This is a genomic window from Aquabacterium sp., from assembly GCF_030652515.1.
In the GTDB taxonomy this organism is placed as follows: Bacteria; Pseudomonadota; Gammaproteobacteria; order Burkholderiales; family Burkholderiaceae_C; genus Aquabacterium.
Genome location: NZ_JAUSAR010000015.1, coordinates 1 through 17,438 on the forward strand (window position 1 = coordinate 1; position 17,438 = coordinate 17,438).

Below are 17,438 nucleotides of genomic sequence, written 5' to 3' on the forward strand. Positions count from 1 at the left end.
CAGGCGCGAGAATGCCAGGTACTCGTCGGCGGCATGCATGGGCACATGGAAGATGTTCTCGGACAGGCTAGCCATCAGCGCCTTGTCGGCGGGCACGATGAGGATGGGCACGGGGTAGTTGTCGGGGATGTCGCCGTTGCCCATGAGCAGGTTCAGCGACTCCAGGCGACGGCCACCAGCGCACACTTCAAACAGGCCACGTGAGCCCTTGATGACGATCAGGTTCTGCAACACGCCGCAGTCCAGGATGGACGCAGCCAACTCGGCGATGCTCATCTTGCTGGTGCTGCCACCTGAGCGCACCTGATGGTCTGCCGACAGCACCAGCTTGTTCAAGGGCGCGGTGGTACGGGGGGATGCTGCAATCACGGCATCGATCTCTGCCTTGGTGAATTTCATGGGTGGCTCCTGCACGGTTGAGGGACATGCCTTGTGCGTGTCCATGCATTCAGAATCTCATCCGGCCCGCTGAAATCAAGGTCGTGAACTTGCCCCTCTACGGGCCCCACCAAGCACCGCCCCCAAACAATCAAGCCCCCTCCCCCCATCGATCCACAAGGGACTTAGGGCCGCAGCCCTAGCTTGAAGCGCGGTACCATTTCTACTGTTTTGGTCTGCTTGCCACGCGCGCAGATCGCCCACCCTTGATCGGTCAGGACACGCTGTAAGTACGCGCCGATATTCACCGACGAGGTCTTTCGTTGAACGCATCGGCTACCGCTCCGCTTTCTGTCCTGCGCTTCTGGCGTGATCTGGAAGTCTTCAACATCCCGACCGCACCATCGGCCAAGGACAGCAGCGACCAGGTCAAGATCGTCACGCTCAGACGCGGCGATGTCCTGCCTTGGCAACACCCTCACTATCAGCCAACACAAGAGCATGGCTACGTCCATGTCGTCTATGTGGGCGTGGCCGACACGGAGGACCTCTCCCGGTTGATGCTGCAATCGGTGTTCCCCGAGGAAGACCTCAGTGAGCGCGAACGCCAGCGCGCAACCGGAAACGGCTGGCTTGCCGCATTCGTCGCCAACGAAGATGGCCACCCCAAGCTCGACAGCTACCTGCCTGCCAGCTTCGCCCACGGGGTCGATGCCCTGTGGCATTCGGAGCCGCTGGAGAACGTCAATGCCCGACTGGCACGCGCCACGGATGAGTTCGGACAACGACGCCACCACCTGCGGCCCGTCGCCACCGACCCGCAGCAAACACCGCCCACTGGCCAGCCCGACACCCCACCGGCGCCAAGCCCCTTGACCTGGAGCGATCTGGATGAAGAGTTGCGCACCGTGTGCAATCTGCTGGGCCCAGGGGCCGATGCGGCAGGCCTGGACTGGCGGGTGGTGGTTCGGGTATCACGGGTCAAGCGCCGCTTCCTCGATGACAGCCTCAATGCCGCCATTGACTACCTGAACTCCTTCTATCTGGATGACCTCAACCGCCTGATCACGCAGGCGGGCAAGAACAAGCCCTTTGGCAAAGCCCTGAGCACCTTTCTGGGCGCGCCCATTGCCCCCGAGCAGCGCATCGACATCCTGAACGACCACGTGGCCATGGGTGAACTGGTGAGCGTGGCCCGCTTGCCCAGCGCACGTTGGCCAGCTTCACCAGAGGCCCCACTGGTGCTGGCTCAGCAAGCTGCGGTGGCCCAGGTGCTCAGCACCTTGGGGCGCGATGGCGGCACGCTGGGCATCAATGGCCCACCGGGCACGGGCAAGACCACCTTGCTGTGCGATGTGATCGCAGAGGTGGTCACCGAGCGTGCGCGCAAGATCGCCGCGCTCAGCCGCCCCATCGAGCTGTTCGAAGACAGCGTGAGCGTGGCGGGCAAAAACTTCTTCCCGCTCAAGGCCAAGGTGGTGAGCGGCTCGTCCATCGTTGTGACCAGCACCAACAACAACGCGGTCAAGAACATCACGCAGGAGCTGCCTGCGCGCGCGAAGGTGCACAGCGACTTTGCCTCAGCCAACTACTTTGACGAGGTGATCCGCGAGGTGTTCGCGGCCCAGAAGGTGGTGGACGACGACAAGCAACCCATCGACTGCTGGGGTTTGGTTGCAGCCGCGTTGGGCAATGCAGGCAACCGCCGCTCTTTCGCCCGGGGATTTTTTCGGGACGAACCACGTCAGGCACCCAACACCGAAAGGCCAGCGTCCGACAACGCACAAGAAGGCAATGCCCCAGGTGCGACCGCTCAAGCCAGCACGCCTGCGCCCGCCGATCCGTTGCCACCGTCGATCAAACAACTGCTGGAAGCCGCCAGCAACGACTACACCCGCTATCAGGGCGAATGGCATGCGGCCAAGAAGTCCTTCCTGGCGCTGCTGGCTGACTTCGATGCCCGCCGTGGCGTTTTGCTTCAGGCCGAAAAGTCAGCTCAGCGGATCGATGCCTGCCAGCAGCGGGTCAATGCCCAGCGTGATGCAGCGCAGGCCCAGGCTCAAGCGATCGACCAAGCCAGCCGCCACCTCGCGCAGCTTCAGGACAACAAGGCGATCCAGCATGCCTTGGTCGATTCCCGCCGGGCCACGCTCGACCAGGCGCGTTCGCAATGCCTGCCCAACCTGTGGGACAAACTGTGCGCTTTGTTTGGGCAAGACACCGAACGCATGAAGGCGCTGCGCGCCACACTGGTCGAGCCCACGCTGGCCTTGGCGCAAGCCACCGAAGCGCTGGCCCAACTGGCGCAGGATGGCGCCATGGCCGAAGCACGGCTGGAGCAACAGCGCGAGGCGCACCGCGCCCAGGTCCTGACACTGCAGGGTTCCGAGCGAGAACTGCAAGGTCACCAACGTGCGCTGAAAGCCGGACAAGACACCGGGGCACGGCACTTCCCCGATGCCAGTTTCTGGCAACTGCCCGCCGATCAGCGCCATCGCGCGTCGGTGGCGGTCAGCCCCGCGCTGGACGCACTGCGGGCCCGCATCTTCCTGCAAGCCATGGAACTGCACCGACTGACGGTGCTGGCCAACGCAGGCAAGTTCATCGGCAACCTGCGCGCCGTCAACGGCATGCTCACCGGTTCGCTGAAAGACAAGCTGCCCCTGGAGCAGCGTCCCCTGTTGTGGGACACATTCTTCTTCATCGTGCCGGTGGTTTCGACCACCCTCGCCTCCTTCGACCGCCTGTTTGCTGGCATGGGCCAGGACAGCCTGGGCTGGTTGCTGATCGATGAGGCAGGGCAAGCCACCCCGCAATCTGCAGCCGGTGCCATCTGGCGCAGTCAGCGGGCGGTGCTTGTGGGCGACCCCTTGCAGATCGAACCCGTGTTCACCGTGCCCTTGATGCTGGTCGAAGAGTTCCGCCGCCGCCACGCCGTGGACCCCATGTGGTCGCCCAATGACGAGTCGGTCCAGACCCTGACCGACCGCGTCACCCGCCATGGCTCCTGGGTCACATCACAAGTCACCAGCGGCACCATCGATGCGGAGAAGGCTCAGCCCATCTGGACAGGCATGCCCTTGCGCACGCACCGTCGCTGCGACGATCCCATGTTCAACGTGGCCAACCGCATTGCCTACGCCGAACAGATGGTGCATGGCCGTGTGGACGATCTGGGCCAGCCTGAAAAAACGAAGTTCACCTGCGTGCTCGGTGACAGCGCCTGGCTGGACGTGCGCGCCACCCGCGCCAGCCATCCGGTCATCGAAGACGAACTCCATGTCCTGGTGAACTGCCTGCGCCAGCTTCAACAGCAACCAGCATTCACACCTGCCAGGAAGGCCGGGGGCAAGGACAAGGCCGCCAAGGTGTTCGTGATCTCGCCGTTTCGCAAAATCAAGAACGCCTGCATCAAGCGGATCAAGGATGCGGGGTTGGGCCAGATCGAGTGCGGAACCGTGCACATCTTCCAGGGCAAGGAAGCAGAAATCGTGTTCCTGGTGCTGGGCACGGCTCCTGGACAGGCCGGGTCAGGCGCGCGTGCCTGGGCTTCCGGCAAGCCCAATCTGCTGAATGTGGCCATCACGCGCGCCAAGCATCGGCTGTATGTGGTTGGTGATGCTGCACAGTGGCGTGGCCTGACGTACTTTTCTGAATTGCACCATGACTTGCCCAATCATCCAGGGCTTCACAATGAGAAGGCCCTGATTCAGCCCCCGAGGCGCCATGATCTTTTGAGGCATACGAATACGGACAACCAACGTGAACTCAGATAACTTATCCACAGAAATTGGGGATAGTTAGCGTCACCCAGGGCTCACGCTGCGGCGCAACTTCAAAACGTCGGGACGCCACATTTTTGAGCACAACCCACGCCAAGTGGACTCCCATGCTTTGATGGTGCACTTGGTAGATATCGAGACAGTGCGACTCCGAAAAACATGACTGCAACCGCGCGAAAAGTCCTTGCAGACCTTGAAGCTGCACATGAGTTGCTCGAACTTGAAAGCAACGCTCAGCGCTTCAGAATCACCTGGGTGGCAGCAATGGCACTATGCCGCGCTGTCGGCCACGTACTTGACAAGGTCGACTCAAAGGCATCACCAGAGCTCAAAGCCGCCATCAAACAGGCTTGGAGTTCATGGCAATCCGACCAAGAGCGTCACGGCCTCTTTCACTTGTTCATCGAGAGCGAAAGGAATGCAGTCCTCAAAGAATATGAAATGGGCTTCATGTCGGGATCTTCCGCTGTGATTGTCCTCCCTGAGGGATCAGCTACAACTTTGTCTGACGAGCTGTTCTGCCCGCTAGCGGATGGCCCCTATGCAGGGGAAGATTGCAGAGACATTCTTGCGCAAGCGATCGACTGGTGGCAGTCACAACTTCGGGACATTGATCAAGCGATCTGCGTCTGACGGTACAGACGTGGACTCTGCGCCAAGGGGGTCAAAGCAATGCCGTGGCTAGTCCCTCATCACGGAAGACCAGGGGGCGAATGAGCTATCGCTCATACGGGATATCATTAAAGGCTTTGGGTTGCAGTGGTCCGCCAGATGCGCAAGATCGCTAGTTCCTGGCAGAATGCAAAACAAGAACATATGTCAACAGCAAAAGCCGCAATTCCGGTAATTGATTTGTTCGCCGGGCCTGGAGGGCTTGGCGAAGGTTTTTCGTCATTGCTTGACGACAAAGGAAATCGTCGCTTCGAGGTGAAAGTCTCCATCGAGAAGGATCCCATCGCGCACAAGACGCTGTCTCTGCGCGCGCTGGTTCGGCACTTCAAAAAGGACAAGATTCCCGACTGTTACTACGATTACGTTCAGGGAAAGATCACTCGCGAGGAACTTTTTGGTCATCCTTCCGTGCCGGAGGCTGCGCGCCTTGGCGCGCAAGAGGCCAAGTGTGCAGAGCTTGGGGTCACGCCCCACAAAGAGATCGACGCGTGGATCCGAGATGCCCTAGGCAACGCCAAGCAATGGGTGCTGATTGGCGGCCCACCCTGTCAGGCCTATTCGATGGCGGGGCGCTCAAGACTTCGCCCCAAAGACCCTGAGAACTTCGAAAAGGACAAGCGCCACTTCCTCTACACGGAATATCTGCGGATCATCAAAGAGTTCGGTCCGTCTGTCTTCGTGATGGAAAATGTCAAAGGCATGTTGACGTCACAGCATGGGGGGGCCCCCATTTTCGACCGAATCCTGACTGACCTGCGCTCACCAGGAAATGGTCATGAATACCGCATTCGGTCACTGGTGGTCGAAGGCGAAGATCTGGACCCACATGACTACGTGATCGAATCCGAAAACTATGGTCTACCGCAATCCCGGCACAGGGTGATCCTGTTCGGGATTCGCTCGGATCTTGCCGGACAGGCAGGCCCACTGCTCGGCCAAACCGAAAGGTTTTTGCTGAAAAAGCGCAAGGGTAAGGTCGGCGTCAGATCTGCCTTGAAGGGGCTGCCACTGTTGCGAAGCAGGCTGTCCAAAGAACCGGACAGTCAAGAAGCTTGGCTAGCTGCCGTCAAGCAAGCCCCTCACGGTTTGAAAGGATGGCGGCTACCCATCAGGAGCATGATCGAAACGGAAATGGATGCCGCTTGGAAAAAGGCTCAAAAATATGAGTCATCCGGTGGGCGTTATATCGAGAAGGAAATAGTTTTTTCAGGTGCTCTTTCCGAGGAGTTGAAGTCTTGGTATCACGACCCGAAACTTGGCGGCGTTCTCCAACACGAGACGCGCAGTCACATGAGGTCGGACCTTCACCGCTATCTGTTTGCTTCGTGTTTTGCGAAGCTGCAAAAACACGCCCCCCGACTTCCGCAGTTCCCTCCGCGACTGCTGCCTGATCACGTCAATATGTCCGCTGAGGCGGTCCCATTTCTCGACAGATTCAGAGTCCAGTTGGCAGATGAGCCTTCGACGACGGTTGTTTCGCACATTGCCAAAGACGGGCATTACTACATTCACTACGACCCATCACAGTGCAGAAGCTGGACCGTTCGTGAAGCTGCGCGCCTTCAAACCTTCCCCGATAACTATTTTTTCGAAGGAAATCGAACTCAGCAGTATTGGCAGGTGGGCAATGCCGTGCCGCCATTCCTAGCCAAACAAATTGCTGAAGTCGTTCTTGATTTCATGGAGTCGTCTGAAGGCTGATTTCACCATAAGGGGTCGAGCCCTCAATCCATTCCCGCAACTTTTCGGGCAAGGCATCACGGGCGCCCTTGGCTCGTGTCGCACATTCCCAAATGACTAGCACGCGCCAGCCTAGCACTCCGAGCGATTCGATTGCACCCCGATCCCGCAGTACGTTCGCGGACATTTTCTCTCGCCAAAAATCAACCCGTGTGCCGGGTAGCTTGGCATATTTGCACCCAAGGTGCTGATGCCAAAAGCATCCGTGGACAAAAACCGCGATACGACGCCCCGGCAAGACCACGTCAGGACGCCCGGGCAAATCCTTACGGTGAAGGCGGAACCGATACCCAGAAGCAAAGAGTGCCTTGCGGACCATCAACTCAGGCTTCGTGTTGCCGCCACGAATACCCGACATCATGCGGCTTCGCACTTGTGGCGAGACGATATCAGCCATTCAGGCGCCTCGTGACGACGTTGATCGCATAGCCCACCAGGCAACGCCCTTCAGCCCTGCCGAACCTCTGGAATGTTCGCTGCGTGACTCGAATAACTCGCGCCCATCACAGCTTCCTTGCATTCAGGCCGCTTTGCCCACTCCGAGACCATCTTTCCGCCGGAGGACGAGTGCAGCACATCATTGACTTCCTTGGCCCACACGGCGATTTGTGCAAGCAGTTCAGGCGAGACCGCCTGCTTGGCCCATATCCGGTCCAGGTCAATGCGATCACCAAGCTGCTGGGCAAGAAGCGATACCGTGTAAGCAGTGACATTCGCTTGGAAAGCAGGAAACATCGGCCGCAAAAGCTTTTGCGCGTCCCGGTAAATCTTAGTCTTTGCGATCATCGCCTTGAAATCGGCGACCGTCGGCAGCGGCGCTTCCATGCCATCCAGCGGAGTGAGCCCGGCCATGAACTTGTCGAAGTTCTTTTGCGAGCCAAGACTCACGATGTCCGGCTTCCTATCCCAGGCCGTGATGTATTTGGCCAAGTCAGTTTTGGTGATCCTTCGAGCTGTTGGAATAGCGTCCTTCAATGCCTTGAGCTTGCTGGGCGTGGTTCCTTCTCGGACCAGTAGCGTGTTGTAGCTTCCGGCGGCACGCTCGTAGAACCATTGACCCACGCCGTCAGGGCAATAGACAGAACGTGAGAGCTTCTCAATCTCGACATGGAACGGCTTGTTGGCCGACAGATCGGACTGTCTCACCGCATTTTGGCTGTTTGCGAATCGCGAGATATCGGAGACGAGTGCCTCTTCCTTTGCCGAATCCTGGGCACGCATGACGATGATCTTAGCTGGCACGCGCACCCGACTCAGATCGATATCGGGGTACTTCTTCTTCGTAAAGTAAATCGAGGCGGTCGTCTGCCCCCCGTTGACGATTTGCAAACCCTTCAACCACGCAATCCCACTCGCCCCTTCATCAGATTTTCCCAAACGCATTTCATCAGCGACGATCACGATGCCGTTGTTGTAGGCCATGAACCGCTCGGGTGCCGATCGCAGCGTGTTCTGGATACCTGCATTGACCCCTTTGCCCTTGACGCTCAAGAATGAACGGACATTGGCCTCCAGTAGACGGGCGCCAAATTTTTCATACAGAAGTCGAAGGGCCTCTGCAGGAATCGCAGTCAACGCATAGTCGTAATCGTCGTTTTCGCCCGGGACGAAGACGCATGGCAATGGCACGCCAGATACTTCTACGAAATCAACGATCAGTTCATCACGCGGCTTACCTTCGGACCAATGTCGATGCAGTCGCTCGATGTCCATCACCTCAAGGCGTACCGCCTTGCCGCCAATGTCCCGCGTTTTGAAGCTCTTGGACTTGGCGACGCGATCCGTGATGACATAAACACGAATCTGCTCCAGGTCGTCGTAGATGGCCTGTAGCGTTTCGGCCAAAGAGCGCACATCGCTGGATGGGTCCAGCTTCGGAGCCATCTTGCCCTCGGCACACAGTTGCAGAAAGCGCAGGCATTGCTCGACAGCCTTCTGAGTGTCCGCGTCCGGAACGGGTGTTGGCACATCAACATTGGCGTAAAGGCTGACAAACAGGTCGAGCTGATCACTTTCCTCGGAGAGAGAATAGCCACTCAATCTCAAGTTCGCATTGCCAACCTTGCCCTCGAAATGACATTCGACAGGTTCAAACGTCATGCCGATTTCCGACATGTGCTCCATCACGATGGACGAAAAAACCAGCTCCTCATATAGGGCCCCGTCTCGCATTTGAGATCGAACGGCTGCCTGAGTCTCGCTCAGGAATTCAGGCAAATTCATATTCAGATCGCTCCCAGTTCTTTTAACGCACCCTCAGTCCCGACGTTTTCGCCGGGAACCTTGTCGAGGTCAATGTCATAAGTGGCCCTCATGATCCCTGCAGGAACATTGCCTGAAGTCAAGCGGGGAAATTCGTTCGTCACTTCGACGACACGCATTCCAGCATGTTCAAACCGCCGAGGATAGCGATCTGCATGTGAGTCGATGTAGCCAGCAACGAGCAAACGCTCGGTAAACACCCTTTCCGCCTCCAGTTCGCCTTTTATTGCCTGACGTATCACCTCGACAACCTCAGGTAGGTTCTGGCCGCCTGGGGTTTGCCGCAATCTCACTCCAGCCACAAATAAAGGCTGACGTACCGCATCGTCCAACTGCTCAAGCGAGCCAATCCTGGCAGGAAAGCCACTGGAAGAAAGCGTGGTCTTGACCTCCACGGACCCAGTGCCAAGCTCGAAGTCCTGGAGACCATCTAGTGGTCCAACCCACGATTCGATAGCAGGCGCTGCGGAGACTCCAGCCTCGATGATGGCACGCAGCAGCGTGAGTTCGCCAATCAGGCCGATCTCGGACTCGGGGCTTAGGGCTTGGGTTCCTTTGCGCATGAACTCCTGCCATGCCCCAACTCGACGGACAAAGACACGCATAAGCTTGCCCTCGTCGGCTCCGGTCAACACCGCATCGTCAAGCGCACCAACCACATCGCATGCCATGGCCGCGAATAGCTCGGCACTCCCGGCGATCTTCCGAGTAAGTGCGAGCCAGAGTCGACCATTGCCCTCTGGGTCCGCTCGCTCCACCGAGAACCCCTGCCCCTCGGGAAGCTTGTCGGCCGCGGCAAGACGTACGGACGGAAACCCCACCAACACCGCCTCGGCATTGTCCGGGGAACGCCGCCCAGCTCGCACAACCAGCGGCCCCGCAGAAGGAAGCGCGATGGCCTGCCAGCCTGGCTCAGTGTCGGCGCCCGTCAGCGACGACCATGCCATGAGGAATTCGTTACTCGGACGGGCCATATTCCTGCATCCAATAGAGGAGGTTTACTTCGTATTCCACGCGAACGCCGTTCTCGCTCGACGGGAACGCGATGGCGAAGGCCATGATGGGCTTGTCCCAGCCAGGCACGATGAGGTTTTCAGGGAGCATCGCCTTGCCCTTGTAGTAGGGGGCAAGGGAGTACAGCAGCAGCAGGCCGCGATCGGCCTCGCCTCCAAGCCTGTCGCGCGACTCGCGAATGCCCTTGCCGCTGGGGATGGTTGGCAGATTGACTCGGCCGCGAGCGGGCTCGGGCTTCCACGCCGCGCGAGTGCGGGCCAGCGCATCACGCCAAACATCGTCATCGAGATCGATGCCCTCGTCCTTGGGATCGGTCAGCACGCCGATGGCGAACATGGCGGGGTCCTTGATGCCTGGAGGGTCAGGGTCTTCGGTCTTGCGTGTCTGGAAAGACTTGACTGCGAAGGCGCCAGGGAACACATGCGTTTCGCCAACCCCGTCGCCACCAGTTAAAAGCGCAACGCTCCATTGCTTCAATTTGCCGATGTCGAGCATCTTGGTGATGAAGTCCGCGAGCACTCCCGCCTTAGCACTGGTGGCATTGGGGTGAGTCGCATAGGCGCTCAAGAATGCAAGCACATGCGAAGCATCCACATTTTTCCAAAGGCGCGCGCCTGACCAAGAGTCGGCGTCACCGTCACGTGAATACTTCGGTGCCGTCAGGAAGTTCATGCCGAGGGACGCGATCAACGAATCGGTCGCGGCAAGGTTCGCAGCTTGGACTCTGGCGTCCCGGTGGAAGAGTATGGTTTGGGGCCGCGTGCCACTGTATGTAAGGGACAGCGTTTGCGCGTTGCGCATCTTCAATGGCGATGTGACGGTGAGAATTTCATGCGACATGACCTTGAGGCCGTATTGCTCTGGCGTGAGCTTCGCCTTCGCCATGAAGTCAAACTCTTCGCGCAGCTCCTCGGAGGCGTCTGCGATGTGACCGAACCACTTCACCAAGTCCGGCGAGGTGTAAAGGCGACAGAGGTCCAGGTATCCCGGTCGATAGCCGAACCAACGACCCATCTGCATCAGCGTGTCATACATCTTCGTCGTGCGGACGAAGTAGCTCACGCAGAGACCTTCAAGGGTCAGGCCCCGAGCGAGCTTATCGCCTCCGACGGCGATGACCTTGAGCGAGGCGCCGGGAGTTGCGTAGTCCAAGGCATCTTTGGCCGTTCCATTGATGGAGCGCACGACGATGTCATTGAGTACATCGGGCAGCTTCGCGACCACGGCATCCCACGATGGCAGTTCTGGGGGACGCTCCACAGATGGAGAGAGCTCGGCGACTTTGTCGCGCGTGGGGATGAAGTCTTCGTCCCAGGTCTCGCGCATTTGCGTGAGCAACTCGTCGGCGTCGCTGCCACGGGTGACCTTCTGCCGCATGCGGCGCACCGTTTCCTCGACCTGCTCGCGCACGTGGTCTTGCACGGCCACATATCGAGTGACGTGAATCAACATGGAGCTGTGCTCGGCCCCTTGACCTCGCAGTTCGCGCGCGGCGCAGACAAGCACGAAGGAATGGATGGCCTTGCGCAGGGACAGCGGTATCGCCTCTTGCCCCATGTAGACGGGGATGTGCGTCTTCTTGTGCTTGGGCGGCATCCATCCTGCATCGGCCTCGGGGTCGTAATGGTCCAGGATGCTGCGTGACAGTGGGAGGGCTCCCACGCGACCATCCTTGGTCAACTTGCCAAACATGCGGGCAGGGCCAACGTAGTTCGACGGAGCGGCCAAATTGATGATGAAGGCCTTGGGGAAAAGATCTGGGCCTTCCTTGGCTGTGGCTCCTTTGTGGTGAATGTAGATGTTGGCGAACGGAGTGGCCGTGTAGCCCACGTAGGCCTTGCGCGTGAAGGAGTGAAGCAGCTGGCGGATCAAGCTGTTGATAGTCTTGGGCTGATGCTCCTCGTCGGGCGTCCCATCGTCGTTGAACACCTGCTCGCCGGTATCCACCGAAGCGTTGTCGGCCTCGTCGTCGATCATCAGTAGCGGCAGCTTGGTGACGAATTTCCAATCAGGCATCGAGCTTGGGGTGTCGGCCACGCGCGCTTGAATCCATTTGAGAAGCTCTGTCAGCACGGTTTTTTGCTTCTTGACCACAAAGAGCCAAGGACGCTCTTCCGGGGAGATGCCATGAAAGTGCTTGGCGATGGATTTGCTGAAATCGCCGTTTTCCGCCCGCGTCGTTGCCGAGTTGGTTTTGAGGTCCTCGCCAAAACCCGCCACGCCGATGGCCGCACCCGCGTCGCGATCTGCCGTTGTCTCGTAGCCCAGAAAGCCTTCTTCAAGACGCATCTGGGTCTGCGAGCGCAGGTTGTTGTGCATGCCCGCCAGCACGATGATGATCTTGTAGCCAGCGTCGGCGGCCTTGTTGATCAAGCCCGTGTAGTTGCTGGTCTTGCCGGACTGCACGTGTCCGACAACGAGACCGCGACGATCCCAGGCATCTGTCCGCAGCGGGTCTTCGAGAAGCCCGAGGATGTCGTCAGTCGCTTCGTCAAGGCCATCGACGACCACATCGGACAGCTTGGACTCCTGGTAGTCACGATATCGGCGCCAGTAATGCCAGTCCTTCTTGCGAGTGGCGGTGAGCCAATCGAAGTGCCCGGTGTTGTCCTTGAGGGTGGTGGCCTTGCCCATCCGGTGGCTGAATCGTTGAATCAGGGTGGCGACCGCCTTGGCCTCATCCAATGGCACTGGCGGATCGCTCGCAAACATCGCGGCCGCCAGACTCACCTTTTCAGCGATGTAGGACGGCGTGATCTTTGACGAATCCTTCTCAGCCTTCACAAGCCGCTGCGCCGTGGCGATGACATCTTCGAGCAACTGCGCCTGCGCTGCTGCCTCTTCTGCTGCAATCATTTTTTACTCCCTAGTTTTGCGACAAGCGCGGGATATTTTTGGAACGGTTCCGTGCGCGCTATCGACTTGCGCGCCTCCTCGATGCTCAGGCCCTTGCGTTCGATCAGATCATCGAAGAGCACCTGAGCGACCTCGATCACGGCCGCATTGGGTTCACCCTCGAACCCCGTTCGTGGCGTCTCCTTGTTTTCTGCTGTATCCAGCCAGATGCGCTGCACGGGGACGGTCTCCTCGATGACGCGAATCATCGCCCTGACCAGTGGCTGCAACTCCCCGGCATTGGCAAGAACTGCTGCGACGGAAGCGTGCTTCTCGTCGATCCGATATCGCATCCCGGCCTTGACACGATCAACCCGCCAAACCTGCTCGACCGGTGTGTTGCCTTGCGCAGGCGTCGGCGTACCTCGATAGGCGAACACGTGCCGAGCCCGTTCGCGCGTGTTCTCGGCCAGCGACATCAGCCATGGCCTTAGCGAAATAGGAGGACGCGCAGTCGATTTTCGGACATCTATTTTCCAGTCCGCATCGGCTGTGTTGGGAATATCCAGCCGAATGCGAGCCAATCGATGCGCCTCTTCCCTGTTCCATGCCCGCGAGTTGCCAAGACCAAGCCATCCGCCGGCAACCAGGAGTCGCTCGTTCCGGTAGACATAGAAGCCTTGCTGAGCCGTCCAGCCTGCCGGGCCACCACTTGCTTCGAACTCGGCATTGGTCAATTTGTCGCGATGAGGCAAGACATGGCACTGAACCGAGACCACTCCATAATCGGTCGGATGATTTGTCGTTGGAGACGCCCAAGGCTTCGCAGGATGCCCCGACATGAAGGGATCCCAAGGCGCGACAAGGCTGCCATTCAAAAGCAGCCGAAGCTTTGCGCGTGGCCCCTGAAGCAGTCGATGAAACACCATTGCCAAATGAGACTCGACGTTGTCGATGAGGTCGTGATAGTCGTCAGATGTGTAGCCTGGGGTGACAACACGGTCCAGGATTTCCCACAGAACCAGCGTTCCAGCCTTCTTGCCCTTGAGGCCCGCGATGAACTGCTTCGATCCTGGCGCTGGCCCCTCGAACAGAAGCCAGCCGCTCTCCGGATTGGCGGCGAGCTCATCCAGGTCCCACCGAAGGCAACTTGCCGCGCCATCTTTTACGGTGGCAACCGTGAGCCTGCGGCATTGAGAAAAGGAGGCCGTCTTGAGGCCCATACCGAATCGCCCGAGATCGTGGGCGGCGCGTGCATCAAGCGGATTCTTATCCCCAAGGCGCATGGCGCTTTCGAGTTCGCCATCATCCATACCGCAACCATCGTCCAGGACAGCAACCCGACTGTTTTGACCGTCCCAGGTGAAATCGACGCGAACCTCTCCTGCGCCAGCTGAAATGCTGTTGTCGATGACATCGGCAAGTGCGGCCGCTGTCGAATAGCCGAGCCCGCGCAGAGCTTCGAGCATCGCCATCGCGCGCGGTGGCGCATTGCGCGTTTTGGGTTTCATCTCCAGTAGCCCTTTCCTGGCCAAAACTCGAACCCCATGGCAATCAGCTTTCGCACAAATCTGCGAGAGCGCACATCGGGTGCCTCAGTGAGGTCTACCCATAGCCGTCCACTCCCCCCATCGCGGTCATCATCGACCGCGACCCCGGCAGCGAGTAACTGATCTATCAATTTGTCGAGCGCGGATTGCCCGGCGGATTGCGATCGACCGGGACCCACGCTCAATTGCTTCGTCTGATTGGGTCGAGACGAGGCGCATGCCTCCGGGCCCTCCGAAACGGCTTCTGGGTTGCCGTCCAACTCGTTATCGATGAACTCGCGTTCCGCCACCATACCGAGATCGCGATTTGGAAGTGGACTCCTGCTGAACTCGCGTCGCAGCCGCTCAATTCGGCCCGGATGTTTAAGGTGGCGAATGGCCGCCGCCTCAAGTTGCCGGATGCGCTCTCTCGTCACATTGAGTCGCAAGCCGATCTCTTCCAGCGTCATCGAATCCGGCACACCGATGCCGAAGCGCAAACGCAAGATGCGCTCGTCTTTCGCCTTTAGCGTCCCCAACAGCCGATCAACGGAATTGATCAATTGCAGATCGGACACGATATCCATCGGATCGCGGGCAATGAACTCCTCCAGGGCACCCACTGCGATACGCGCATCCAGATCCGGCACATCATCAATTGGCAAAGGCTCTTGCGCTACACGGTTGAGCCCCGCAACCTTGTGCGCAGGCATGTCCACGCGCACCGCGACCTCATGAATCGTAGGAGCCCGCCCGACCTCTATCTCGAAGACATGTGTGGCCTGGGCAATGCGTTGAACCTTCTCATAAATATGGACTGGCAAGCGAATGGTCTTGCTCTTGTCGGCGAGATGACGGCCAACCTGCTGCCGAATCCACCAAGTAGCGTAGGTGGAAAACTTGAAGCCCCTGCGCCAGTCATACCGATCGACGGCCTTGATTAGCCCAATGTTCCCTTCTTGGACCAGATCGTCCAAAGGCTGTCCACTGAACAGATACTTCTTTGCGATGGAAAAGACGAGCTTCAAATTGGCAACGGTCATCTTGTCGCGTGACTGCCGATAAGCCTTCATCGCCTGCGCGAACGCCATCGCTGGCCCTTGCTCGCCAGAAAGACTGGAGTCAGCCAACTCCAGCAGAAAACCTCGGGTCAGGCCAAGTGCCTCGATCGCATTGCGGCGTTCACGCCACTCAAGAGTGCTGCGAGATGAACTGACGGAAAGGCCAGACAGTCGCTCAGCATGTGCAAAAAAATCCGACGACTCGTCAACGGATTCATTCTCATGGGAGTCGGACTGCGAACCGTGCTCATCCTCTTCGTTGGGGTCTTCGGCCAGCAAGCCTGGCTCGGCATCGAATCTCCCAACTGAATGCACGTCGATGTCGTGCGGCTCAACGCGCGGTCCAGCCGAAATCCAACGAAGCGGCTTGGCACCCGACATCACCATCCGCCCCCCGTCAAGCACTGCGTCAATGCCAGAAGGCCATGAGGCAAGCTCATCAAGCGCCGCCTCAATACCTCGTTCCATGGCTTGCCCGAGGGCCACTTCTGCCTCAGCCGAGAGAAGAGACTCGCGTTGAAACTCCCGTTGATAGATGCGCATGGGCTCATTGCGCCGTTCCGCCAGATCGTCTATGAACGCCAGTGCATTCACAACGACTTCTTCTTCGTCGGCATTTTCAACAGGGGAGACAACGACCTCAAAGTTTTCGTAGGCTGACGAGTATTCGAATCGTTCATCAGTTTCTGCACCGAGGTCATTGATCACCATGCGCAGAAGGGCCCCAGCTTCTTCACTAGGCACCCCATCTCCATCAAACGACAGGTCCCCAATCAACGAGTCCGGCACGCTGCCTTCGCGAATGGCCCTAAGCAGCACAAGGCGGAGTTGCTCGCGAGCCTCCACGTCTTCCGGGCGCAGAAGTGGAGACGCCCGCTCGGGCAGGTAGGCATCAAAATCGTTCCAGTCGATGGATGTATCGATAGGTTGATGCTTGGAAATGGCTTGTTGAACTTCAAGTGCAGCCGCTGACAGCGTCGGATCGCTTTCGGGTGGCGGCTGTGCATCTTCAGCCTCCCACCCCGTAAGGTCGAAGGCAATTCCATCCTCATCGAAATCCGATGCCCATTCGATCATGGGCGATGACACCTCGGCGATGTCTCCCGCCGAATCCGAGTGGTTCAGGCTGGGAGGCTCAGGGACATCTTGACGTTCAGGGCAAAGAGCGGATGGCTCACGACCCGCCACAACCGAGCTTTCGCTGAGCTCGGTCGTGGCGAGTTCGTCAAGATCCCCCCCTTCATTGGAACGTTCCGCAGATGTGCAAGCCGCCACAATGACAGCGACCGCCTCAAGCGCTGCTGCGGCCTGAGCAATATCGAGTGCTGTTTTCCCGGACGGATCAAGCAAGCCAGCATCAGCACCGCAATGAATGAGTAGCTTGCAAACGGCGGCTTTGTTGCGGGCCGCTGACAACATGAGTGGCGTCAGGCCCTTTTCATCGCGTGCATTGAGGTTATCGCCTCGGTCGATATGAACCTGGACCGCGCTTTCGACTCCCGCCAAGACAGCCATTCTGAGGAACCGGTTCAAAGGTGCAACGTCGCGAACAGCCATACCTGTCACAAATTCGCTCTTTCACGGAACACTGCGACGGCCACTTTCAGCAGCAGACTTGCCGGTCTGATAGTGGAGTGTGCGCAATGGGTCACGCCATTCCCCGATGAAACGGGGGCGAGCAGCCGCGCCATCCACAAGCGAGCTGTGGCACACCGGTCACCGTGACAGGATGACAAATTCGGACACTGTCATTCCATTGTTTCCCTGATGTCATTGGAGCTTGTGTAAATCTTGTTTCAGGGCATTCTACAGAGAGGTGGCACTGTTTTCTCATTGGTGCCATACCCTGGAGTGACTTGGCAAACCCCATCTGCATATTGCAAAAAGGGAAGGCAGAGGCAATCCGCCACGACCAAGCGCACCACGTCCTCGCCGTTTGATCATGGCGTCAATCAAATAGCCGCAAAGCACCCTGGAGCAACCCCCACTTTGGCGGTCATACTGCAACGGCTACCTGTGGACATCGCGTTCACGCAGCCTTCAATGGAGATCTAGGTCTCCCTGAAGTCCAGCCACGCTGGCGTCGCAGTCGTGACCTGCCTTGTAGAAGCTGAACCTCGGTTCAGCCTGGCCATGTCAATGGCCTTGTGCCTCTTTCAGCCCTC

10 protein-coding genes are annotated in these 17,438 nt (G+C 58.6%); 3 read left to right on the top strand and 7 right to left on the bottom strand.

Annotated features, from left to right (window positions below):
- Positions 1 to 399, bottom strand: a 399-nt coding sequence (locus Q7V20_RS03420) for a ParB/Srx family N-terminal domain-containing protein (protein WP_304787196.1), incomplete at its 3' end; no start/stop codon positions are given.
- A gap of 302 nt (positions 400 to 701) precedes the next feature.
- Between Q7V20_RS03420 and Q7V20_RS03425 the strand changes: the two genes are divergently transcribed.
- From Q7V20_RS03425 to Q7V20_RS03435, 3 genes are all read left to right on the top strand, one after another.
- A complete protein-coding gene (locus tag Q7V20_RS03425; protein WP_304787198.1) occupies positions 702 to 4,154 on the top strand; it encodes an ATP-binding protein in 3,453 nt (1,150 codons plus the stop codon).
- A 165-nt stretch (positions 4,155 to 4,319) separates the two neighbouring features.
- Complete coding sequence (locus Q7V20_RS03430; protein ID WP_304787201.1) at positions 4,320 to 4,793, top strand: hypothetical protein; 474 nt, start codon at positions 4,320 to 4,322, stop codon at positions 4,791 to 4,793.
- A 138-nt stretch (positions 4,794 to 4,931) separates the two neighbouring features.
- Positions 4,932 to 6,533, top strand: coding sequence for a DNA cytosine methyltransferase (locus Q7V20_RS03435; protein WP_304787203.1), 1,602 nt, complete (start codon positions 4,932 to 4,934; stop codon positions 6,531 to 6,533).
- On the opposite strand, the gene Q7V20_RS03440 is transcribed toward Q7V20_RS03435, so the two are convergent.
- The 6 genes from Q7V20_RS03440 to Q7V20_RS03465 are packed head-to-tail and all read right to left on the bottom strand — an operon-like array spanning position 6,511 to position 16,830.
- Positions 6,511 to 6,969: a very short patch repair endonuclease gene (locus Q7V20_RS03440; protein WP_304787205.1), complete on the bottom strand. Its 459-nt coding sequence runs from the start codon at positions 6,967 to 6,969 to the stop codon at positions 6,511 to 6,513. The two genes, Q7V20_RS03435 and Q7V20_RS03440, sit on opposite strands and share 23 nt — an antisense overlap.
- Positions 6,970 to 7,019: 50 nt before the next feature.
- The gene (locus Q7V20_RS03445; RefSeq protein WP_304787207.1) at positions 7,020 to 8,795 is read right to left on the bottom strand and encodes an AIPR family protein; all 1,776 of its coding nucleotides are present in this window, start codon (positions 8,793 to 8,795) and stop codon (positions 7,020 to 7,022) included.
- Positions 8,796 to 8,797: 2 nt separating this feature from the next.
- Positions 8,798 to 9,781 (bottom strand): PD-(D/E)XK motif protein, encoded by a 984-nt coding sequence (locus tag Q7V20_RS03450; protein ID WP_304787209.1) that lies wholly within the window; start codon positions 9,779 to 9,781, stop codon positions 8,798 to 8,800.
- A 10-nt stretch (positions 9,782 to 9,791) separates the two neighbouring features.
- Positions 9,792 to 12,704 (bottom strand): Z1 domain-containing protein, encoded by a 2,913-nt coding sequence (locus Q7V20_RS03455; protein ID WP_304787210.1) that lies wholly within the window; start codon positions 12,702 to 12,704, stop codon positions 9,792 to 9,794.
- Complete coding sequence (locus Q7V20_RS03460) at positions 12,701 to 14,194, bottom strand: ATP-binding protein (protein ID WP_304787212.1); 1,494 nt, start codon at positions 14,192 to 14,194, stop codon at positions 12,701 to 12,703. The genes Q7V20_RS03455 and Q7V20_RS03460 overlap by 4 nt, the downstream gene beginning before the upstream one ends.
- Entirely contained in the window at positions 14,191 to 16,830 is a 2,640-nt protein-coding gene (locus Q7V20_RS03465) for a sigma-70 family RNA polymerase sigma factor (RefSeq protein ID WP_304787214.1), read from the bottom strand. The genes Q7V20_RS03460 and Q7V20_RS03465 overlap by 4 nt, the downstream gene beginning before the upstream one ends.
- Positions 16,831 to 17,438 lie beyond the last annotated feature (608 nt).